We start from the raw sequence: 21,065 nt of genomic DNA on the forward strand, positions 1-21,065 counted from the left end.
AAAGTACATCGCTACCGGGTGATAAGCAATAATCGCCGTTGTAGACTGTTCTGGATAAATTTGCTCACTTTCATCCATATACAGATTAATTCTGTCAGCCCCCAACAAATCTAACTGCTTGTACTGGTCTTGAATATTCGGACAAGCCGGATAGCCAAAACTATACCGCGAACCTTGATAACGCTGTGCCAAAATATCCCGAATATTATCCGGTTCATCAGCGCCGAAACCCAACTCCCGGCGAATCCTGGCGTGAGTCCATTCCGCCAAAGCCTCAGCCACCTGCACCGCCAAACCGTGGAAATACAGATAATCACTGTATAGATTGTCAGCAAACAACTTCTGTGCAAACTCCGTCGCAATATTCCCCACAGTCACCGCCTGCATCGGGAACACATCAATCACCCCCGACTCCTTGGTTGCAAAGTAATCTGCAATACACAACCTTCTCAAAGACCTCTGCCGGGGAAACTCAAAACTGGCTCTTACCTCCGCGTCCTCTGCGCCTTGGCGTTTCGGATCATAAACATACAAAGTATTCCCCTCAGACTGACAGGGAAAATACCCATAAACCACCTGCGGATGTAACAAATTCTCCTCAATTACCCTTTGCTTCCAACTCTCCAAAATCGGATGCACCGTCTCAGCCAAAAATGCCTGATATTCCTCCTTAGACTGTTCCTTCGGCTTGCGGAACTGCCATTGTCCAGCAATTAAAGCTTGCAAATCCAAATGCCAAAGTATTTCCTCAATGGGAATATCATCAGGCGTTAATAACTGAGTTCCCCAAAAAGGCGGCGTAGGACGTTGAATATCTATCGCCACAGCCTCAGAACGGCGGGTATCAATGGGGACTGGAGTTTGGGGAGTGGAGACTTCTTCCGTAATTACTTTGCTGCTGATTTCTGCTTCTTCTGTGACGACTTCATCCAAAAATCCCTGGAAATCATCCCAGTTATTACCAGCCTTAGCTGGCATTAATTTATCCATGAAGTGTAAATCAGAAAAAGCATCCTTACCATAAACAACCTTACCTTTATAGGTGTTTTGGCAATCTTGATGCACAAACTTAGGAGTTAACGCTGCACCACCTAGAATCACCGGAACGGTAATTCCTTTTTCGTTAAACACCTGCAAATTATCCTTCATAAAAGCAGTGGACTTCACCAACAACCCACTCATAGCTATACAATCAGCTTTATGCTCTTCGTAAGCTTGGATAATATTTTCCACCGGCTGCTTAATACCGAGATTAATCACCCTGTAGCCGTTGTTAGTGAGGATAATATCCACCAAGTTTTTACCAATATCATGGACATCACCTTTAACTGTGGCAATGATAAAGGTTCCTTTGCCATTGCTATCAGTTTCTGACTTCTCCATGAATGGTTCGAGATATGCAACCGCCGTTTTCATGGTTTCCGCAGACTGCAATACAAAAGGTAGTTGCATTTGTCCGGAACCGAATAACTCTCCAACAACTTTCATCCCATCCAGAAGAAATGTGTTGATAATCTGTAAGGGGGGATACTGTTCTAAAGCTGTTGTCAGAAGTTTCTCTAAACCAATGCGTTCGCCGTCGATGATATGACGTTTTAGGCGTTCTTCTAGGGGGAGACTTTCATCAACACCTTTGTCGCGTTTGGTTGTTACCCCTTCAAATAAGGTGGTAAGCTCTCCTAAAGGATCATAAACGCAGACATCACCATCAAATTTTCGCCGGTCATAAATCAAATCGAGACAAACTTTTTGATGCTTGGATTCAATTTTAGCTAGCGGTAAAATTTTGTTAGGGCTGACAATGGCGGCATCCATTCCGGCTTGCATGGCTTCATGCAAAAACATCGAGTTCAGGACAACTCGTGATGCAGGATTTAAACCAAAGGAAATATTCGATACACCCAAAATTACATGACAACCGGGTAATTCTTGGCGAATACGCCGAATTGATTCAACTGTGGCTTTACCATTGGCTCGGTCTTCTTCAATCCCAGTAGAAATCGGTAGAGCTAAGGTATCAAAGAATATTTCTGTGGCAGGGATACCATATTCTACAGCTTGACGATAGGCGCGTTGGGCAATTTGAAACTTTCTCTCGGCTGTCCGTGCCATCCCATCTTCATCGATAGTACCAATTACTATGCCAGCACCGTATTTTTTCGCTAAGTCCAGCACTTTCAGAAAACGTGGTTCTCCGTCTTCGTAGTTGGTAGAGTTGAGCAAACACTTACCACCGGCTACCTTTAAACCCGCCTCCATTTTTTCCCATTCTGTGGAGTCCAGCATTAAAGGCAGTGTAACATTATTGACGATGCGCGAAACTAGTTCGTGCATATCATGTACACCGTTACGTCCCACATAATCGACGTTGACATCAAGAATGTGTGCGCCTTCTTTGACTTGCGCCCTGGCCATGGACACCAAGCCGTCCCAGTCTTCGGCATTCAGCAAATCGCGACATTTCTTGGAACCACTGGCGTTGAGACGTTCACCGATAATCAAGAAGGAGTTATCTTGGTCGTAAGGCTGAGTGGAATAAATTGATGCTGCGGCTGGTTCTAAACTATGCTGTCTGACTTTTGGTTTCAGGTTTTTGGCAAGTTCTGCCAATTGTTGAATGTGTTCTGGACGTGTCCCACAGCAACCCCCAATCACTTGGACACCCAAATCTTCAACAAAGTGCATTAACGCCATGCGTAATTCCATTGGAGTCAAGCGGTAATGTGCTTGTCCGCCGACGTTCTCTGGTAAACCTGCGTTGGGTATACAAGAGACTATGAATGGTGAATGTTCGGACAAATATTTGATATGCGGTTTCATCAAGTCTGGCCCTGTGGCACAGTTTAAACCGAGGATATCTATGGGATACGGGGCTAATATTGTCAGGACAGCGCTGATTTCTGAACCGACAAGCATTGTACCCATGCTTTCCATTGTGACAGATACCATTAACGGGCGGCGATCGCCTTTTTTGGCAAAAACTTCTTCTATACCATTCAATGCGGCTTTGATTTGCAGCACGTCTTGGCAAGTTTCTACGAGGAATAAATCCACACCGCCATCAAATAGGGCTTCGGCTTGTTCGGCGAAGTTGGCTTTGAGGGTGTCAAAGTCAATGTGTCCCAAGGTGGGGAGTTTGGTTGTGGGACCCAGGGAACCGGCAACAAATCTCGGTTTTTCTGGGGTAGAAAATTCGGCGGCGACGCGCTTGGCTATTTCTACGGCTTTTTTGTTGAGATAATAGGTTTGGTCTGCTAGGTCATATTCTGCTAAGACAATGGATGTCGCGCCGAAGGTGTCTGTTTCGATGACATCAGCACCGGCGGCGAGAAAATCTCGGTGAACTTTGGCGACGGCTTCGGGGTTGGTATGGACGAGGTATTCGTTACAACCTTCGTACTGCGCCCCTCCGAAATCTTCGGCTGTGAGGTTTTGCGTTTGCAGGTTGGTTCCCATTGCACCGTCAAAGACGAGAACTGGGCGATTTGGACTATGTAGATGTTCTAGGAAAGGATGAGTCATATTTTCCTACGGGAAATTGCTTCGGTCTTGTAGTGTTCTATTTTATTATTTTCCCAAATTGTCTGCGTTTTACCAGAGTTTGATTAAAGGATGGGTTGAGAAGTTTCCCTAAGTAGAGTATCTGGCGTGGATTTAGGGGGATATACAAGTGTTGAAGACTACACCAAAGAGTTTTTAGACATTCTCTGAAATAATTAAACGCAGACGCAGATAAAGGCGGATAGTTTTGTACTTTATTAGACTAGTACCGCAAGGCGGAAGTCAAAAGTCAAAAGTCAAAAGTCAAAAAGCTTATAAAATGGGCTTTTCATGGATTTTGAATGGTCTATTTATTTACGCCGACTTGTACTAGGAAATGGTATAGCGAATTATAGTCGCCCAAAATTTTTACTATTTCAAAAATAATGTAGCAAGAAGGTCCGAGTTATGTTGACCAAATTTAGTCTTTTTGATGAGTCGAGAAATAGTTATTTTTTGAAGATAAGTTGCGGCGATTGATAGGAAAACAACTACGATAAAAGACATGAGACTGTTTTTAAACAAAATTAGTTTTATTTGCAAAAAGTAATTTGGTAAAGTTAGAAAGAAAATATGCCATAAATATATCCATAAACTTGAACTACTGATAAAAATTATAATTCTCGTTACTGAATTTTCTTGCTGGTTTAAATTGTAAGTTGTAGCTAATTTATCTACTAGCAGAAACGCTAGAATTGACGCAAAAATCCCATAGGATTCATAATAAAGCCTTGGTGGATATTTGAAAGTTTCAGGGTATAAGTTAGGTTCTTGTATATAGTAATAGTAGCCATTCATGATCAGAAATACTATCAAAAAGATGCCACAAATAATTAATAGTGATTTTCGTGTCATCTTTGGTAAAGTAAGACCTAAGCCAAATAAGCAACCATAGGGAATAATAAACAAAAAATAATTCTGGATCAAAACTGATAATAATTTATTTTCTATGGTGATATTTTCAAGTAAGAGCAATATCAATTCATGGCAACCATAAATTATTAATAGTAATCCCAGGAAATGATTGCTATTTTTACAAGCTCTGAATAATCTGAGAACTAATGTTGAGATCATAGCCACAAGAATAAATACACGAATTATCCATACGTAGCCAATCCCCCATAAGAATAAAAAACTCCCGATAATATCGCTTTTCAAAGAAAAAGGATAGTTGCTGCCCACTAGGAGAAATATGAGATAATATGAGATAAAGAAAAAAGTCAGAAAAAACCACACAGGAGCTATGAGCCGAGGGATTCTTTTTTGCAAATAAATTCTTAAAGTATAATTTTTATTGTGACTAGAAGAATAAAAAAGTGCGCCAGATATAATTACCATGAGGGGAACATCAAAGCTTCTTATATGGAATAAAATATTTTGCGGAATAACGTGGGCAAGAATAATTAAAAGTATACCTATAGTTTTTAAGATATCAAATCTTATATCTCTATTTGCATTTTTTTTATGTTCTTCTAAAACTACTTTGTGCTTCATTTTTTTTAATTGCTAGCCTTTAAAATTAGTTAAACAGTTGTAATCCATAAGCCTAGACTCAAAGATTTTTTAGCTGTTGAGCAACAACAGCCTCGGCTACTTAATTTAATGATCATGTTTTAAATTAAACCATGAACAGCCTAGATATATTCGGCTGTGGGATAAGAATTTTCAGAATGTTCAATTTATGAGATTTTCTGAACAAGGATGTCGGCACTTTAGCAGGTAACAGGGTTTTATGAGCAATTTATGTCCTCATACCAATTATTTGTGAGGCTGCATATTATTTCGACCCCACCCCTAACCCCTCCCCGCAAGCGAGGAGGGGAACTGGATTTCTGGTTAAATTCTATTTATGCATCTTTATATTAAATTGGTATCAGCTATCTGGCAACTTCTAGAGGTAGTTACTGAATCTCAAGTTTCCTAGAAAATCTTACCACTTGTCAGATGAATCAAGGTGAATTTGGTGCTTGGTTGTTAACCCATTTGCGATTTAATTACTTGAAGATCAAATCTAATCGCTGTTGGGTTATTTTGAGTGCCTCTGCTGGGGAATTTTGACCGAGTAAGACTGATTCAATTGCCCGACCTAAACTATCGGATATGCGATTATAACCCGGAAAGATGGGACGCGATCGCCCATGTTCGGCTTGGTCTAAAAATACTTGCACCGGGGGCAGTTTCTTGACAAATTCTTGATATTGTGGATTTTGGCGAGACTTCAAGTTGATTGGTAAATAGCCTGTTCCTAATGCGAGTTCTGTCTGAAATTCGGCACTCATGGCATACTCGGCAAAGGTGAAGGCGGCTTGTTCTCGTTCAGGTGTGGTTTTGAACAAGAATAAATTTTCACCGCCGACGCTGGTAGCGGGTTCTTGACTAACAGGAATGGGAAAAACTCCAAAATCTACCCCACTCTCAGTAAATTCTCCCAAACTCCAGGGGCCTGTGACTTGCATTGCTACGTTACCAGCGATTAAGTCACCTGTTTCATAGCCTCTTTCGGGGCCGGATAAAATAGCGGAACCATCGTCAATCAGATTACGCCAAAATTGCAAAGCGGCGATCGCACCTGGATTATCTTGTAACATCACTGCTGCTGCATCCCTTGATTCCCCGTTCACCAATTCGCCGCCGCTACTCCACATAAATGGTAGCCAGGTGAAGACTGTAAATTCTCCTTTCCCTAATGGCAAAAACATTCCATACTGATTGATGCGTCCATCGCCAGTGGTATCACGAGTCAATTTTTTGGCGACTTCCCGAAACTGTTCCCAAGTCCGGGGTAATTCGGTAATTCCGGCGGCTTTAAACAAACTGGGACGGTAATAGACAGCGACATTATTAGTCGCAAATGGCAATGACCAAAGTTTCCCCTGATATTCCATTGACTCAAACAAAGCCGGGTCAATTTCGGCTTTAACTGGAGAATTGTCTAGCTTTTCGTCTAAGGGAATTAAAGCTTGCAGTTCGACTAATTGACCTGCAATGGTGGGGTTATACCATAATAAATCCGGTGGCGCATTTCCTACGACTGCGGCTAAAATTTTCGGCGTTTGCTGGTCTTGTTGTCCAGCATAAAGGGACTCTACTTGAATTTTCGGATGAGTTTGATTAAATTTATCTACAAGCTTTTGTAAAACATCTCGATTGGCTGGTGGATTCACACCTTGCCATAAAGTCAGATGAATTACATCTGTTTCGGCTGTTCGTATGGTTTGACATCCACCGATAGCTAGTATGCCCACCAGCAGTAACAGCAGTAAACTTTTCAAGTAGTACTGCACGTTCTGGCTTTTTCTCCTATATTTCTGGGGTATGAAAAAAAGCCGTGCATCACGTTTCATAAGGTATCGCACAATTGAGGTAATTTTTCCACAATTCAATAGGCTATCCTTTGCATCTAGGCAAAAACTATATATATATATCCTAAACTTTGAAGGAAGCGTTCATCATTTTAGATTATGGCAGGACACAGTAAATGGGCAAATATTAAGCGTCAGAAGGCGGTAGTAGATGCCAAAAAGGGCAAGACTTTCGCTCAGTTGTCTAGGGCAATTATTATTGCTGCTAGAAGTGGTGTACCAGACCCTAGCTTAAATTTTCAGCTACGTACAGCTATTGATAAGGCTAAGGCTGCGGATATTCCTAATGATAATATTGAACGGGCGATCGCTAAAGGGGCGGGAACTTTTGGCGGCGATGGTGCTAGTTTTGAGGCGATTCGCTATGAGGGTTATGGACCCGGTGGTGTGGCGATTTTAATTGAAGCCCTGACGGATAATCGTAATCGCACGGCGGCTGATTTGCGTGGGGCTTTTAGTAAATGTGGTGGAAATCTGGGTGAAACGGGTTGCGTTAGCTGGATGTTTGACCAAAAGGGTGTGTGTGTGGTTTCTGGGGTGGAGGATGAAGACCGGCTTTTGGAAGCGTCTCTGGAAGGTGGGGCTGAGTTTTATGAGATGACTGAGGATGACATGGCTGAGGTGTTTACTGAGGTGTCAAATTTGGAGGTTCTCAGTCAGAGGTTGAGGGATATGGGTTTTGAGGTGAATGATGTGGAGTTACGCTGGATTCCTAGCAATTATATTGAGGTTGTTGATTTTGAGCAAGGGCGATCGCTTCTCAAGTTAATTGATTCTCTTGAGGGGTTGGATGATGTCCAGAATGTGACTGCTAATTTTGAAGTGGCTGACAGTGTTTTGGATTTGTTGGTTTAAGAGTAACGAACCGCCAAGGCGCAAAGTACGCAAAGTCAAGAAAGATCAGGAAGAAATGTTTGGTGTAGCTGGAATTTCTCAAGGCAGGCGAATATGCACACTGTAATTACACCTGAAAGAATTGAGTTGCCGCCTGGCACAGTTGTCAGGATGTTGGGATCTTGGCAAGACTATCAAGTACTGAGTCAGCAACTTGCAAATCGCTGCTCGCCTCGCATTAAATATCGAACTGGAGAGATTTTGCTCATGGCACCGTTACCAGAGCATGGCAGGGATGCAAGCTTGCTGGCAGATATTGCTAAGGTTTTGCTAGATCATTTAGAACAAAGATACGATTCATTTACGCCCATCACCATGAGTAAGCCTCTGGTAAGCGGCATTGAGCCTGATTATTGCTTCTACATTCAAAATTGGAGATCCGTAGTAGGTAAAAACCGGATCGACTGGCTCAATAACCCTCCACCAGATTTAGTGATTGAGGTAGATGTTACTAGCTATACTAGTATTGATGACTATCTTCCTTATAAAGTACCAGAGGTTTGGTTGTTAAAGAATAAGCAGCTATTAATTTATAAATTGCAGGGTGAAATTTACACAATTACAGAAAGCAGCTATTTTCCTAACCTCAGAGAAATTGTGCAGCAATGCCTTCAAATTGCAAATGAGCAAACAACAAGTGAGGCAATTAGGTGGTTAAGGAAATTTTTGCGTGGAAGTTAGACGTTAATTACTTATAGCCCGCAGCTTGCAGGTAGAATAATTTGGCGTAACGTCCCCCGGTTTGTAATAATTCCTCATGGGTTCCCTGTTCTGCAACTTTACCCTCTTCGATAACGGCTATTTTGTCGGCCATTCTCACAGTAGAAAAGCGATGAGAAATTAAAAATACCATCTGATTTTGCGTCAGTGTGCGAAAATGATTGAAGATATCAAATTCGGCTTGAGCATCCATTGCTGATGTTGGTTCGTCTAATACTAAAATATCTGCTTTTGTTCGCATAAATGCACGGGCTAAGGCGATTTTTTGCCACTGTCCCCCGGAAAGTTCTTGTCCACTTTTGAACCAACGCCCTAGTTGGGTTTGGAAGGTTTGGGGTAATTTCTCTATGAAGGGTTGCGCCATACCTTTTTCGGCGGCTATTTCCCAGCGCTGTTTGTCTTCTAAATGTTCTACGTCGCCTACGCCAATATTTTCGCCGACGGTGAATTGGTAACGCACAAAGTTCTGGAAAATTACTCCAATACGTTTTTGCAACACATCAACATCCCATTCTTGTAAGTCTAAGCCATCTAAATAAATCCTCCCGGAATCTGGGGTGTAAAGTCGGGTGAGTAATTTAATTAAGGTGGTTTTACCTGAACCGTTTTCACCGACAATGGCTAGTTTTTCTCCCGGTTTTAAATGTAGAGAAATATCTGTTAATGCAGGTTGAGAACTTCCCGGATAAGTAAATGATACGTTCTCAAAACGAACTCCATCTTCAGGATTTATCCCTCTGGTTGCATTACCCCAAGATTTAGGAACTTCTTCTTCTAAGAAATCGTAAAGGTTGGATAAATATAAGTTGTCTTCATACATTCCGCCAATTGAAGTTAAGGCATTAGAAAATGTAGACTGTCCTTGGCGGAAGACGGTGAGATACATTGTCATATCTCCCAAAGAAATCCTCCCCATCGCTGTTTCAACGACTATCCAAGCGTAAGCCAAGTAAAAAGCAGTCGTACTCACTAAACTTAGGAGATATCCCCACAAACCCCGCCGCAAAGTTAAATCTCTATCTTCGCCATATAGTTGATGAAACAGGTTGCGGTAACGTTCTAGCAGGGTTTCGCCTAGTTGGTAAAGTTTGATTTCTGTGGCATAGTCTTCTCTGGCTAAGATATTTTCTATGTAGTGCTGTTGGCGGGCTTCGGGGACGCGCCAACTAAATAAACGAAAGGCTTCCCCAGCAAATTTGGTTTCGGCAATGAAGGAGGGCATGGCTGCTAAAATTAATACTATGACTGCCCAAGCGGAGAAATTGATTAATAAAATGCCGTAGGTAACTAGGGAGAGGGCGTTTTGTACTAAGCCAAAGGTACGGGTTACTAAGGAAAGGGGACGCACTGAGGCTTCGCGCCGAGCGTTGGTGAGTTTGTCATAAAATTCTGAATCTTCAAATTGGCGCAAATCTAATGTCAGGGCTTTTTCTAATATCAGTACATTTACTTTTTGCCCTAGTAGCACCCGTAACAATGATTGACAAATAGAGATACCCCGTTGACTACCTGCGAGGAGTGCGATCGCCACTGCTTCTAACCCCACATATAATAAAGGTTGAGAAATATTGCCGTCATTGACTTGCGCCGCCAAAACCACCGCATCCACAATTAATTTGCCAATATAGGCGATCGCGCCTGGTAAAAGACCCGCGACTAAAGTTAAAGTAGCAAGGATAATGGTCAAAATCTGGCTAGTATTCCACACTAAGCTAATAGCCCGTCCGCTATAGCGAAAAACAGCCAAAGACTGACGCAGAGTGTTTCTTATTTTTTTCATGCTTATTTTTATACTGATTCTTATAAAATGATCAAAATTTGGCAAGTTGATTTTTATCGTCGTCCGGTGCAGGATAAATCTGGACAAATTCTCTGGGAATTGCTGATTTGTGACGCAACTCGTAGCTTTAAATATACAGCCACTTGTCCCCAGTCAGCAGCCAACTCTCATTGGGTTGCGACTCAACTTCAGTTAGCAGCTGGTGACAATTTACCAGATATCATTCAGGTATTTCGTCCCCAGTCTTTGAGTTTAATTCAAGCAGCTGCAAACAACTTAGATATTGATGTCGAACCTACCCGCTACACTGAGGCGTTAAAACAGTGGTTAGAAGAAAAGCAATATCCCTTAGCCCTGGATAAACCACCCCCAACACCATTACCCGAAAATCTCTGGGGGGAAGAATGGCGGTTTGCTACACTTCCAGCTGGCGAACTCGTGGATATGTTTGCACAACGCCCGATGCCGATTTTATCTATACCAGAATTTTTGCAACCGATAAATCTGGGTTTAGCATCCATAGTCCCTGTCCCTGGTGTCATTATCTATGGTGGCAGAAAATCGATGCGTTTGGCAAAGTGGTTAGAAGCAGCACATCCAGTGGCGTTAAATTACATAGCTGGCGAGCCAAATGGCTTAATATTAGAAGCTGGTTTAGTTGATAGATGGATTGTGGCAACCTTTGAAGATGCAGATGTGGCTACTGCTGCAAAAACGTATCAACAGCGTCAACAACAAAGCCAAGGATTGCATTTTTTGTTAGTTCAACCCGATGATTCCGGTATGACTTATACAGGCTTTTGGTTATTAAGGGCAGAACAATAAAATCTGTACAAAAATTTAGTAAGATAATAAAGTCATACTATCGAGTAAGACTCATGCTCAAAGTCACAATTACCTTAGAAGAAGACATTCTCCGGTTTGTAGATCAGTATGCACAGGGAAACCGCAGTGGATACGTCAATGCACTGTTAGCAGAACACCGCCGCCAAATTTTAGCAGCAGAAATGATCACCGCCCTGAAGCAAGATGCTGAAGACCCGGAATATCAAGCTGAAATTGCTGATTGGGATCATGTTGTTGGAGATGGCATTAATGCCAAGGGATAATTTAACTTATCAACGGGGAGAAATCCGTTGGGTGAATCTTGATCCTACCTTCGGGGCTGAAGCACAAAAAACTCGTCCTTGCTTGATTGTGCAGAATGACATCATGAATCAGTATGGATTACTGACAATTGTCATGCCATTTCGCCGAGGAAAGAAACAAGCCCCCTATATTGTGAATGTGAAAGCAACAGCAAATAATGGATTAGACCAAGACCGTTTTATTGATGTTGGGCAAATCCGCGCTGTCGATTATCATCGAATTTTGGGCTTGGTGGGTGTATTAGAGGCAGAATACTGGGAACTCATTCGGACATCTGTCAATGTAGTTCTGGGATTTGTATTTTAAGTCTAACTAATGCAGTTTTTACTTACTCTGAACCCGTGCTTGCTTCACCATCGCAATCAGAGTTTGGTGAGCATCTTCCGAGTCTACTAACACATGATCGAACTGAATCCGAACTGGCACAGTTTCGGCATTGACTTGTGCTGCTAAATTCATCCCTTGAGAATCAATTGACAGCATTTCTGCGGTTGTCGCATTTGTAACACCGCCAAAAGCCTGAGCATAAAGAACGATCGCATTAGCATGATCCTCGTTCATATGAGTGCAAATGCGTGAGCTAATTTCAGCAGAGAAGTTATCAGACATGGTGTGCTGGGGAGTTAGTAATAGAGCGATTGCCTAAATTTTAAGCTAATTTGGCCAAAATTTGCAGCCTAAGAAATTGCCCATAAAAACTTCAGTCTCACTCCAATACTTTCGTCGGCGATGTCTGATGAATAAATCTCACTTTGCGTCTTTTTCAGCCAATGTAATTTTATAGGTAAAAATTCAATTAAGATAAAAGTGACATTTGTCAAACACTGTTTATATATCGTTGTGGAAACTAGACAATTTCAACAGTAGCAAAATTATTCAATCAAACTATTTAAGCTGAGAACCGATGAGCGAAACTAGCCAACGTCGAATTGTGATTGGAGATGTGCATGGCCACTACGAAGGTTTGATGAAATTGATGGAGGCGATCGCCCCCGCATCAGACGATCAAATATACTTTCTCGGAGACTTAATTGATCGTGGTCCTAAAAGCTGCCATGTCATTGATTTTGTCAAGGACAATAATTATGGGTGTCTCCTGGGAAATCATGAGCAAATGTTATTAAGCATCTTGACTGGTGAGAACACTTCCACCCCAGCAACGCAAGCATGGCTGTATGGTGGGGGACAAGCAACTATAGCCAGTTACGAAGAAGCTATTATTCCGGACGAACACTTGGAATGGTTGAAAACTTTGCCTCTGTATATCGATTTGGGAGACATTTGGTTAACTCATGCTGGCGTTGACCCTAACCTATCTTTAGCAGAACAAACTGCCGAGCAATTTTGTTGGATACGCGACGAATTTCATAGCATTGAGCAACCATACTTTTCTGATAAACTAATTATCATCGGTCACACCATCACCTTTACCTTCCCTGGCGTTCAGCCTGGCAACTTGGCACAAGGGCAGGGATGGCTAGATATAGATACTGGTGCTTACCATCCCCGCAGTGGCTGGTTAACTGGACTAGATACTACAAATAACTTAATTTATCAAGTCAACATTTTTAACAATACTCTCCGCACTTTGCCCTTAGCCGAAGGGGTGATCATGGTTAAACCGTCAAAAATAGCTGGTCGCCGCCATAAGCAGCGAGCATGATTGACATCCTCACCGGACTGAAGCCACGGTGATTCCAAGAATCACTTCTTGGGTTTCCTCTTTCCGCGACTCGACTTACTTGGAGGGATTTCTCCACCCAAGCAGAGGTCGATGTCTCCAGAGGCGTTAGTTCCGACGTGACCCGCCGTACTCAATCCGAGTTCTAAAATGTTCCGCGCCGCGTTCCAATCCCGGTCTTGGGTATGCCCACAATGAGAACAAACATGGGTTCTGGTACTAAGAGATTTTTTAACAATCTCACCACAATTAGAGCAATTCTGACTAGTGTAATGGGGCAAAACTGCAACAGTCACTACACCAAAAACCTTACCGAAATACTCAACCCATTGCCGGAACAACGACCACGACACATCACTAATAGATTTAGCCAAGCGATGATTCTTGACCATATTCCGCACCTGCAAATCTTCATACGCCACGAGGTCGTTAGACTTCACTACGCACCTTGCTGTTTTCACGGCAAAATCTTGACGCTGACGACTTACTTTGAGGTGTTTACGAGCAAGTTTAGAAATAAACTTGATTCTATTGTTAGAACCCTTTTTAGTTTTAGACAAACGACGTTGCAGCCGTTTCAAAGACTTCTCGGACTTACGCAGGTGTCTAGGGTTTGCAACTGTTTCCCCGTTACTATCGGTGTAGAAGTGGTTCAAACCAACATCAATACCAATAGTTTTACCCGTTGGCTCTCGTCTTTCTACTCGCTCTTGGTCAATGCAAAACTGGGCATAGTAACCATCAGCACGACGCACAACCCGCACTCGCTTAAATTGTTTCAATTGGTAGAAATGCAGGTCACGATTTCCCCAGAGCTTGAAAGTTCCCGCTTTGAATCCATCGCTAAAAGTGATGTATCTCCGGTCATCAGAAAGCTTCCATCCACTGGTTTTGTACTCAACAGAACCATGCGTTTGCTCTTTCTTGAATCGTGGATAACCTTTCTTCCCTGGTTGAGATTTCTTGCAGTTATCAAAAAATCTAGCAATCGCAGACCACGCTCTTTCAGCCGAAGCTTGACGAGCCATCGAGTTCAACTTGGCTACCCAAGGAAACTCGGTCTTAGCGGCAAGGATAGCGCAGAATTTACTCAGGTCGTATCGCCCAATACCCTTATTGTCCATCCAGTATCTCAAGCAAGCATTGCGAACAAACCGCGCAGTTCTAATCGCTTCGTCAAGCAACTGATACTGTTCGTTTGTACCCTCAAGTTTTGCCTCAAATACCAGCATGGTTACGTCAGTTGCACTAACGTAATCGTACCACAATTATGAGCAACAATCATGAAAAAGCCGTCGTAGAACGACGGGGCTTTAGACCCAATTCTTTGGTAATGATTGACATTTCCACTAAAGTATGCTTCGGATAGAACCTCGATAAGCAGCTTTATCCAATCCGTCGCGTTTATTGCTCGGTTGGGCATTAATTGAACTTTGCAAGGCCTGAATGCGATCGCCTGTGCCAGGGTGAGTACTCAAAAATGTCGGCATAGAACCCCCTTTTTGCATCAGCTTTTGCATAAAGGAAACCATCGCCGACTGAGCATAACCAGCCTGTGTCAAAGCTCTTAACCCTCTAACATCAGCATCAAATTCATCTTGACGACTGCGGGGACGGTTGAGTGCGAGTTCTACACCAATTCCCACAGCGGCATTGCGATCTAAACCTGCGGCTGAAGCTACACCACTAGCGATCTCTCTTTGCCGCATCTGTTGTACTAAGTGTCTGCCGCCAATGTGACCAATTTCATGGGCAATCACACTAGCTAATTCCGCTTCATTCTCTGCGGCTTTCATTAAACCAGTGTGGATATATACATAACCCCCCAAAGTAGCAAAAGCATTGATAGCATTATCTTCAACGACTTGGAACGTAAAAGGAAGTGATGGGCGATCGCTATTAGCTACCAAGCGCTGACCAATTTGTTCCACATAGCGATTAATCGTAGAATTGCGGCTCAGTTTAATATTACTACTCTGCAACTGCTGATTCATCTGCCTACCAAGATCAACTTCTTGGCGATCAGACAGATTAGACATCTGAATTACCTGGATTCCCCGGAACAGAAGAGACCGGATATCGAAGGCATTTCCAGGCATGGGTGTAGTCAGGCACAGACTCAGAGCGACTACCACCGAAATCAACGGATAAAACCAACGTCTCCGTCTATGATCAAGATTTGCAAAAAAGCTGTTCCAATTCATTGTAATTAAGTTAATGGGATAAATTATTGGACGTATTTAGAGTCTTCTAAGTTGCATTATTGACTCAAAACTAAACTTCTATACCAGTATGGTTCTCATATCTGTGATGATCAAATCCTGTTTCCATATCTAAAATAGACAGAATGTGTTTAAGTAGGTGGGCGTAAATAAACTTAACTGGCGGGGGTTGTCCTTTGTCATTGGTCATTGGTAAAAGTTTCATGGGTGTTTACGAGTCGTAATATAGTTTGGTTTTTCCGAGTCCCACCTACTTACTTCCAGACTCTTGTCTTACTCCCCATTTGCCAACCCATGATCAACTGTCCTATAACGACAACACCCAGATGCTTTGAGCGATTACCAAATAATCAAGTCGGAAAAATTCTCCTGTCCCTGACAAAACTTGTTGCTAGAATCAATTATTCCGCTTCTATCTAGGAAAAATTTCTATGGCTATTTTAGATTCCAAAGGACGCTTGTTCGGCAAAATCAATTTACTTGATTTAGGTGCTGCACTGGTAATTCTGCTAGTAATATTTGGTATATTTGTTTTTCCTGGAACTACTGGTTCCGTTGCCCAAGTCGGTAATAAAACCGTACCCATTGAGGTAGACTTAGCAGTTCGCGGTTTGAATGTCCGCGATCCTGAACGGTTATTTGCTCAAGGATTTACAAAAGGCGGTAAAACCAACGTGATTATCCGCAATCAACCCTACGGTCAGATTGGGATCAAATCCATTCAAGTCCTACCTAGAACCTTAACAGTTTCCCAACCAGATGGTTCAGTGAAAGAATTACCAGATCCCAGGACAAACAATTTCAGTACAGATATGCTTTTAACTTTAGAAGGTAAAGCCCAAATTACTGACAGTGGTCCAGTATTAGGTAATAGCAAAGTAAAAATTGGTACGACATTTGAATTAGAAGGTTTTAACTATAACTTTAATTCCACTGTGATCGATGTGAGAATAAAAGACAGCTAACATTCCCTGATTTTTGGCTAATAGCTACAGCAATCCCCAATCAGCTAGTAACTCCAAGATCCCCGACTTCTTGTATAATTCGGGGATCTGAGCCTCTGCTAATCCAGCATCGGTAAAAATTGCCGAATCAACCCAATAGTCACAGCTGGTAATTCCAACTGAGGCGTTAATCCCACATTTTCTAATTGTTGAAACACTTGGATTGCTTGGGGATTCTTCTCCCAAAGACGACGACCAATTTCCGGGCCAGTAAATTCGGACTGTTGTCCCCAAATAATCGCGGTAGGAGTTGTCAACTGTTCAATGTATAGGGATAAATCAAAACATAAGTCGCCACGGACAAAAGATAGGGCTGCATATTCAGCATTCGGTTGCTGGGCAGAGAGGAGATAAGCCTCAACAATTTCCTCGTATATGCGATTAGACTGGGCAAATTGCCGTTTTTCTAAAAAATTACGAATACCGCCACGGGTAGAAATTCCAGCGCTATAAAGCAAACGATCAACAATGGGAACGCTAACTACTTGGGCAAAAACGCTGCGAGAGTAGTCTTCGCCAAAATCCGATAGTCCGGCTGGTGTAACGAGAATTAAAGATTTGAATAAATCAGGATGGGCGATCGCGACTCGAATTGTGAAGCCCGCTGTCAGGGAAGAAGCGATCACTTTCACTGGCCCTGTGCAAGTGTGCTGGATAAACTCCTGAATCGTTGTCAGATAATCATCAATTATGTAGTTCCGTGCTGGATGCTCAGACCTACCCCAACCCATTAAATCTGGTGCTAAAACGCGATATTCAGCAGCAAAAGCCGGATAAACTTTCGACCACTCATAGGCAGAAGATCCCCCACCAAGGCCATGCAGGAATACCAAAGTTTCCCTCTCATGTTTTGCAGTCGAATCATCCTGCCAAGGTGAGCTAGTGGCAGTATAATAAACCATCTTACCTAATGAGGTAATTATGGAGCGTTGCTCAAATCCTTGTGGCTGAAACATAGGTGTTGATTAAAGTTCTGTGATGGTTACTGAATTTGACGGATAGTTTGACAAATAGTTACTTGACCCCAAAGCACTGATTTGTTGGATTGAAACACCCCACAATTGTAATTATCGGAGAACTAAAAACTCTGCAACTCTAGCCCTTGTCAGATTACAGCGATTTCCAATTATATGAGGTACTCTTAGCCCCCTCATCGCTTGCGGGGAGGGAGTTGGGGGTGGGGTTCTTGTACCTCATAACACTGGGAAGTGCTGTAAGTAGATACTTTTTTGGCTTTTTGGAAAAAATGTATTTGCTGATGATTGCTACCAGACAAGGATTTATGATTAAACATTATTGTAATTAAGTAGGTAACCACTGTGGTAAAGGCTTCATTTTCTTGGCAGCAACGGATCAACCAGATTCCTCACTGGTCACTTTTAAAGTTCAAGTCAGGAAGCCCAAAGCAAAGAACTTTTAAGCCTTTGTCTGGGCCGGGAGGCATTCTGGGCTTTTTAACAATTATTGTGGCGATGTTGTTATGGAACTGGAAACTGCTCTTGGCGCTTCTGGTTGGCGTTGGGGTAATGTTATTAGTTTACTCAATGCAGAAATGGAACTGGCAACTGCGCTTATCCCAAATGTGGAGGTTCTTAAACAGCCCCAATTGTCGTTTAGCCTTAGCGGTAGGTAGTGGAGGTATTGCCACCCTTAGCACATACATGGCAGCTGCCATCTGGGTTGACTCTAAAAGTTCCTGGATTGCGGCTGGTACGATTGTGCAAGGTTTGGGAACGTTATTAACTTTAATTTTATTGATGTGGCAAATTGTCAGCTTTTACGGAAACCAAGAGCAAAACAAACTTGATCAGTTATTTGTTAATTTAACACAACCAGACCCCTTGAAGCGTTTGATTGCCATACGACAATTAACCAAAATCATCACCAGTCAGGGAGTTGATTCCCAGGTGCAGGAGGAAGTTGTTCAATGCTTGCGACTATTACTAAGTCAAGAGCAGGAAACAGTAATCAGAGATGCTGCTTTAGACAGTTTACAAGCCTTGGAGCGCAGGCGATCGCTACTATCCGACAAAGTGACAACTTTAATCCCTCAATCTACAAAATTGCCAGTTCGGATTCATTCCTAATTTAGGTCGCTGAAAAATTCATTTTTCCCTCTAACTGAGGCTGGCAGCAAGATTAACACAGGAGAGGATGAAAAACATCTCATCGCCATCTGAGGCGTTTGCCAGAATGGCAATTTTTCCAACTAGCCACAACAAGAGGCTTTGACATCCTCCCCGCCGTAAACGGTCGGGGATTCCTAAGCTCACGACTTAGGTTTATGAAAGTTTGGCGATTGTCGATCAACTCTTCCATTCCGGACTTGCACTACTGGATGATTACACCGACGCACTAATTGTTCATCATGAGTAGTCACAATTACGGTAGCTCCAAAGGTATTTAACTTTTGGAGAATTTGCATAACTTGCCAAGAATTATCAGGATCAAGGTTACCTGTTGGCTCATCAGCCAAAAGTAACGGAGGTGTGCCGACAATCGCCCGCGCAATACTTACCCGTTGTTGTTCTCCCCCAGAAAGTTGATCGGGAAAACAATCGGCTTTAGTCAGTAAACCTACTAGCTTTAAAGTTGGTTCTAAACGTCGGTGAATTTCTTTCCGGGTATAGCCTTGAGCTTGTAACACAAAAGTGATATTTTCTGCTACCGTGCGCTGAGGAATCAATTTGTAGTCTTGAAAGACAATCCCAATCCGTCGCCGTAATGTTGACAAGCGATCGCCTCGCAAACTCTTCACATCACAATCATCAACAATGACATCGCCCTGTGTGGGTAACTCTTCACCATACAAGAGTTTTAACAAAGTTGATTTCCCCGAACCACTAGGCCCTGTGATCAATAAAAATTCTTTCTTTTTTACCTCTAAATTCACATCGAATAAGGCGTGACAGCCATTTTTATAGGTTTTGGTCACAGAGCGCAATTGTACCATTGCAGCTGTATTGCTACTGGGCTGTTGAGTTTTGTGATCTTCTTTGTTAATTGATTGATCACTAGTTTTTGGGGTTGTTAATACTGGCATTATTAAACTTTTTTCATATCCGCAATTAAATAGCCGGAAGTTTGTGATTTGAGATTCACCTTAAAACCAGGATTCCCAGATAAAAGCGGGGAATCTCAAACCGAAACTTTAAAAATGAAAATTTACCTAACTCAGTGAGAAGGCTCCCGCCATCATCTTGACTTGGTGGTGAAATGAATCAATTAAAACCTGTATAAAACTCAGCATTTAGCACTATATTGCACCCCTGGCAGTCAAACGATAAATAAAAGCTTTCACAGCAAATTCCGGCAAAGCCAACATTCGTCGCCAACGCCAGGGTTCTTGATACAGCCGATACAGCCATTCCAAGTTGTTATTTCCTAACCAAGCAGGAGCGCGATTTTTGATCCCTGACCAAATATCGAAACTACCACCAACACCAATCCAAATGGCTTGGGGGCATAAATGACGGTTTTCGGCAATCCATAACTCTTGGCGTGGTACTCCCAAACCCACAAAAATTACTTGTGGCTGCAATTGGGTGAGTCTTTGTTTTAATTGCTCTTCTTCTTCTGGATTATGGTAGCCAGAATTAGTCCCTACTAAATTCAAGGTGGGAATTTGCTGCTGCCAAAATTCTGCGGCTTTTGCTGCTACTCCAGATGCTCCACCATAGAAAAAAACTTTGGCATCTGTCTGCTGTTGTCCCAGTTCTTGCAACAGCATTTCTGCTAGCTCAATCCCCGGACAACGCTGCACTTTTTGCCAGAACAGCCATCGTAAATACAGAACTACCCCCGCGCCATCTGGAATTACTAACTCGGCATTTTGAATTACTTGAGCCAAGGTTTGATTCCGTTCTGCCTGCATCGTCATTTCTGCATTCAAGGTAACTACATGAGTCCCTCGGCTTTGTTGCAAGCATTCCAGCAACCAGCCGGGATAGTTACTCATGACATGAACTGGTATTCCCAGTACCGAAAACACTTGCAGAGGTTTAAACATAGACTATTTTTAATTTGAACTATACCTATATCAGATTCTCTTGACCGCTAGTTTATCAAATTTTTTCATGGAGCAAAAAACAATTATTTGAAGCTAGAGCAAAATGGAAAAATTAGTTACCTGAGATTATCTGACCCATGCCATGAGTCTATTTTGAATCCCCAATTGACTCAATAAAACCAGAGGTAGCTAAAACTACATGGCGATCGCACACCAACTGTAATCATCACAATGCGATCGCCGTTAAAAATACAGAAAATGAGTACAAATGTATCTCTCTTCAAGTCTCATCTGTATTGATTCCTAAAAACTAGCTGTGTTTCCATCTATGTAGTTTTATTTAAAGTCGCCTATTCCATAAGTTCTCCCGTCTGGTTGCTAGCCAGAGTCAGCAGCGTTACGGGTGTTTTCTGCCGCATCCAATGCTCGACAAATCTCGAAATATGAAATATAGCAACCGCCAAGGAGGTTAGGACAGAAATAGATAATGAAACCCTTACAATTAAAGATTTTCGAGCCTGTTCCCTGCTATATTTACCGAAAAATTGGGTTTGAGCTTCTCCGTCTTTCTACGAGGTTTTTTAATTCATTAGTCTAATAATATGCTGCTATACTTGGCATAGTGGAAAGGTAATTAACCATTTAAAAAACCTAGCTGTCGAAAGACAAAGCACTGATAGCGGTAGCGTGGCGTTAGCCATAGC

General features: G+C 42.4%; 19 protein-coding genes. 8 read left to right on the top strand and 11 right to left on the bottom strand.

What is annotated here, in order from left to right:
- The 3 genes from metH to AACX33_RS24710 all read right to left on the bottom strand — a co-directional run.
- The coding region (gene metH / locus AACX33_RS24700; RefSeq protein ID WP_227788816.1) for a methionine synthase at positions 1-3,522 on the bottom strand (3,522 nt) is incomplete at its 3' end.
- 390 nt (positions 3,523-3,912) lie between these two features.
- The gene (locus tag AACX33_RS24705) at positions 3,913-5,034 is read right to left on the bottom strand and encodes an acyltransferase family protein (protein WP_194003808.1); all 1,122 of its coding nucleotides are present in this window, start codon (positions 5,032-5,034) and stop codon (positions 3,913-3,915) included.
- A 500-nt stretch (positions 5,035-5,534) separates the two neighbouring features.
- The gene (locus AACX33_RS24710) at positions 5,535-6,824 is read right to left on the bottom strand and encodes an extracellular solute-binding protein (protein ID WP_194003810.1); all 1,290 of its coding nucleotides are present in this window, start codon (positions 6,822-6,824) and stop codon (positions 5,535-5,537) included.
- Between the two features lie 177 nt (positions 6,825-7,001).
- On the opposite strand from AACX33_RS24710, the gene AACX33_RS24715 reads away from it, so the two are divergent.
- Positions 7,002-7,757 carry a YebC/PmpR family DNA-binding transcriptional regulator gene (locus AACX33_RS24715; RefSeq protein WP_194003812.1) on the top strand — a complete coding sequence of 252 codons (756 nt, stop codon included), beginning with the start codon at positions 7,002-7,004 and terminating at the stop codon, positions 7,755-7,757.
- Between the two features lie 93 nt (positions 7,758-7,850).
- A complete protein-coding gene (locus tag AACX33_RS24720; RefSeq protein WP_194003814.1) occupies positions 7,851-8,477 on the top strand; it encodes a Uma2 family endonuclease in 627 nt (208 codons plus the stop codon).
- 7 nt (positions 8,478-8,484) lie between these two features.
- On the opposite strand, the gene AACX33_RS24725 is transcribed toward AACX33_RS24720, so the two are convergent.
- Positions 8,485-10,296: an ABC transporter ATP-binding protein gene (locus AACX33_RS24725; protein WP_194003816.1), complete on the bottom strand. Its 1,812-nt coding sequence runs from the start codon at positions 10,294-10,296 to the stop codon at positions 8,485-8,487.
- Positions 10,297-10,323: 27 nt separating this feature from the next.
- On the opposite strand from AACX33_RS24725, the gene AACX33_RS24730 reads away from it, so the two are divergent.
- Genes AACX33_RS24730 through AACX33_RS24740 form a run of 3 tightly spaced genes read left to right on the top strand, consistent with a single transcriptional unit; the run spans position 10,324 to position 11,751 of the window.
- Positions 10,324-11,121, top strand: coding sequence for a Tab2/Atab2 family RNA-binding protein (locus tag AACX33_RS24730; protein ID WP_194003818.1), 798 nt, complete (start codon positions 10,324-10,326; stop codon positions 11,119-11,121).
- Between the two features lie 53 nt (positions 11,122-11,174).
- Entirely contained in the window at positions 11,175-11,405 is a 231-nt protein-coding gene (mazE, locus tag AACX33_RS24735) for a type II toxin-antitoxin system MazE family antitoxin (protein WP_194003820.1), read from the top strand.
- Positions 11,392-11,751 carry a type II toxin-antitoxin system PemK/MazF family toxin gene (locus tag AACX33_RS24740; protein WP_194003822.1) on the top strand — a complete coding sequence of 120 codons (360 nt, stop codon included), beginning with the start codon at positions 11,392-11,394 and terminating at the stop codon, positions 11,749-11,751. The genes mazE and AACX33_RS24740 overlap by 14 nt, the downstream gene beginning before the upstream one ends.
- 18 nt (positions 11,752-11,769) lie before the next feature.
- Here AACX33_RS24740 and AACX33_RS24745 read toward each other — a convergent pair whose 3' ends face one another.
- Positions 11,770-12,054, bottom strand: a complete 285-nt coding sequence (locus AACX33_RS24745; RefSeq protein WP_194003824.1) for a DUF2470 domain-containing protein — start codon at positions 12,052-12,054, stop codon at positions 11,770-11,772.
- 295 nt (positions 12,055-12,349) lie between these two features.
- Here AACX33_RS24745 and AACX33_RS24750 point away from each other — a divergent pair, with 295 nt between their 5' ends.
- Positions 12,350-13,108 carry a metallophosphoesterase family protein gene (locus AACX33_RS24750; protein WP_194003826.1) on the top strand — a complete coding sequence of 253 codons (759 nt, stop codon included), beginning with the start codon at positions 12,350-12,352 and terminating at the stop codon, positions 13,106-13,108.
- 41 nt (positions 13,109-13,149) lie between these two features.
- Here AACX33_RS24750 and AACX33_RS24755 read toward each other — a convergent pair whose 3' ends face one another.
- The 3 genes from AACX33_RS24755 to AACX33_RS24765 form a co-directional block, all read right to left on the bottom strand.
- The gene (locus AACX33_RS24755; RefSeq protein WP_227788817.1) at positions 13,150-14,358 is read right to left on the bottom strand and encodes an RNA-guided endonuclease InsQ/TnpB family protein; all 1,209 of its coding nucleotides are present in this window, start codon (positions 14,356-14,358) and stop codon (positions 13,150-13,152) included.
- Between the two features lie 117 nt (positions 14,359-14,475).
- Positions 14,476-15,330: a M48 family metallopeptidase gene (locus AACX33_RS24760; protein WP_194002973.1), complete on the bottom strand. Its 855-nt coding sequence runs from the start codon at positions 15,328-15,330 to the stop codon at positions 14,476-14,478.
- Between the two features lie 70 nt (positions 15,331-15,400).
- On the bottom strand, positions 15,401-15,538 hold the full coding sequence (locus tag AACX33_RS24765) for a hypothetical protein (protein ID WP_194002971.1): 138 nt from the start codon (positions 15,536-15,538) through the stop codon (positions 15,401-15,403).
- 241 nt (positions 15,539-15,779) lie between these two features.
- Here AACX33_RS24765 and AACX33_RS24770 point away from each other — a divergent pair, with 241 nt between their 5' ends.
- Positions 15,780-16,313: a DUF4330 domain-containing protein gene (locus AACX33_RS24770; protein WP_194002969.1), complete on the top strand. Its 534-nt coding sequence runs from the start codon at positions 15,780-15,782 to the stop codon at positions 16,311-16,313.
- Between the two features lie 98 nt (positions 16,314-16,411).
- On the opposite strand, the gene AACX33_RS24775 is transcribed toward AACX33_RS24770, so the two are convergent.
- Positions 16,412-17,308 carry an alpha/beta fold hydrolase gene (locus AACX33_RS24775; RefSeq protein WP_194002967.1) on the bottom strand — a complete coding sequence of 299 codons (897 nt, stop codon included), beginning with the start codon at positions 17,306-17,308 and terminating at the stop codon, positions 16,412-16,414.
- A gap of 363 nt (positions 17,309-17,671) precedes the next feature.
- Here AACX33_RS24775 and AACX33_RS24780 point away from each other — a divergent pair, with 363 nt between their 5' ends.
- Positions 17,672-18,439, top strand: coding sequence for an armadillo-type fold-containing protein (locus AACX33_RS24780; protein WP_227788818.1), 768 nt, complete (start codon positions 17,672-17,674; stop codon positions 18,437-18,439).
- Between the two features lie 182 nt (positions 18,440-18,621).
- On the opposite strand, the gene ftsE is transcribed toward AACX33_RS24780, so the two are convergent.
- Positions 18,622-19,395, bottom strand: coding sequence for a cell division ATP-binding protein FtsE (ftsE, locus tag AACX33_RS24785; protein WP_194002965.1), 774 nt, complete (start codon positions 19,393-19,395; stop codon positions 18,622-18,624).
- Positions 19,396-19,608: 213 nt separating this feature from the next.
- The gene (locus AACX33_RS24790; protein WP_194002963.1) at positions 19,609-20,361 is read right to left on the bottom strand and encodes a WecB/TagA/CpsF family glycosyltransferase; all 753 of its coding nucleotides are present in this window, start codon (positions 20,359-20,361) and stop codon (positions 19,609-19,611) included.
- Between the last annotated feature and the right edge of the window lie 704 nt (positions 20,362-21,065).

It is taken from the genome of Nodularia sp. LEGE 04288 (assembly GCF_963896525.1).
In the GTDB taxonomy this organism is placed as follows: domain Bacteria; phylum Cyanobacteriota; class Cyanobacteriia; order Cyanobacteriales; family Nostocaceae; genus Nodularia.